Source organism: Bartonella sp. AA81SXKL (assembly GCF_042196945.1).
Taxonomy (GTDB): Bacteria; Pseudomonadota; Alphaproteobacteria; order Rhizobiales; family Rhizobiaceae; genus Bartonella.
In genome coordinates this window covers 2,429-4,054 of sequence record NZ_JBHIRH010000037.1, presented here as the reverse complement: position 1 = coordinate 4,054, position 1,626 = coordinate 2,429, and the positions used below count along the sequence as shown (strand labels likewise).

General features: G+C 35.2%; 1 pseudogene. It reads left to right on the top strand.

The features are described from left to right. Nucleotides 1-768: 768 nt before the first annotated feature. Nucleotides 769-1,626: pseudogene (locus tag ACFINZ_RS08930) on the top strand (hypothetical protein); the annotation flags it as partial.

Here is a 1,626-nt window from a genome sequence, read left to right as displayed (position 1 = left end):
ATCTTTGTATGCAGCAGCCGGAATAATTAAATAAGACTCACTTTGATCAAAATAGGGATATTTGAAGCATAACAATGCACTAGCACTTTTATAAAAACCTAAAGTGCAGACAATGAGGCTATGAATTTTAGAATTATTTCATAAATCAGAAAGACACATTAATAAAAAATAATTTAAATCATTTTTTTCTTGCTATTTTTTAAATAGTCTGTAAGAATGTGAAAAGTTGGTTAAAAGATACTAAGAATCTTTTTGCAAAGCGGGGTGCAGTAAATCATGAAAAAATCACACTATCACTATCATTTTATTTCAAAAAACTTTGAGAGATATAAATCCAAAGCTCGAGGGTACCTCGCTTATTCTCACAACAAAAGCACAACCCTACAAAAAACGCTCTAAGTCACTCATCAAACAACTTAACTCCCTTCCGCAATAAACATCCTTTATTGCCTCTTAAACACACAACACCTAAATAATAGTACGCAAACATGTTTTTTCTATACTTCGTTCACCTTTCTTCACCTTTAAATTTAAAAGCTCTGCTAAAAGAAAACACCCCTCCTTAAAGGGGGATAAACAAAAACCCTATTAATTGGACTATCGATCAACGTCGACTTCTATCTCATTGAGATCTTAGATAGTCCTCTTCCGCATTATGACAACCCTAATCTTTTATAAAACAAGAAAAAACGATCTCTGGAGCCTAATAGCACCGGAATATGTCTTTTTAATGTTTTTAATATCTTTTTCTTACTTAGAGGATTTATTATGAAAAAAATATATACCACACCACACACGCTAGCAGTGAGTAATTTAAAAAATTCTTGCTCGTCTTATCGATTACCTTTTATTAAAACGCTTTCATTAGTGTCAGTAGCTGTCTTTTTATCAAATGCTTCTCCTGTTTCTGCTTGTGATAAGTGGGGTAATGTAGCGGAGTATTTTGGTGGTGGTGCAAATATACTTAAAAGTGTTGCGCCAACCTATGTAATTGACGGTAACGTGTATAGAGATGTTGGATCTGCGTTTGTAGGGGTAAATAGTGCATTCAGAGGTGTAAAGAATGAATTCAGCAATTTTAAACTTAATATAGGAAAAACTATTAAGTTTGAGGTTGGAACAGCCATTGATAATGCGTTTGCGGGTTGGGGAAATGTTTGGGGGATATATCAGAGAGAAATTAATAATAAAATTGATAAAATCTTGTCTGATATGATTGTTAAGCAAGATGCAGCAGGGCTTATTACCATTGGTGCGAACAAAAGGGGTTATATAGTAGACGTTGCAAATAATTCTCATGAGGCGCGGTTTATTACTGGTGTTCGTGATGGTTTGGTTAGCGCAACATCGAATCACGCAATCACTGGTTCCCAGCTTTATAAATTGGGCGCTGGGGTTGCGAAGTCTTTTGGCGGTGGTGCTAGCTATAAAGATGGGAACTGGAGTGCTCCTACTTTTACAGTTAAAGTCTTTGATAAGGATGGTAATGAGAGTGAGAAAAAATATAATAATGTTGCAGATGCCTTTGCTGGCGTAAATAGTGCTTTCACAGCTTTGAATAATCAGATTATTGATATAAGGGATGGCGCTGCTATTGGTGAAAAACCTAAATTGGGAGATGGGCAT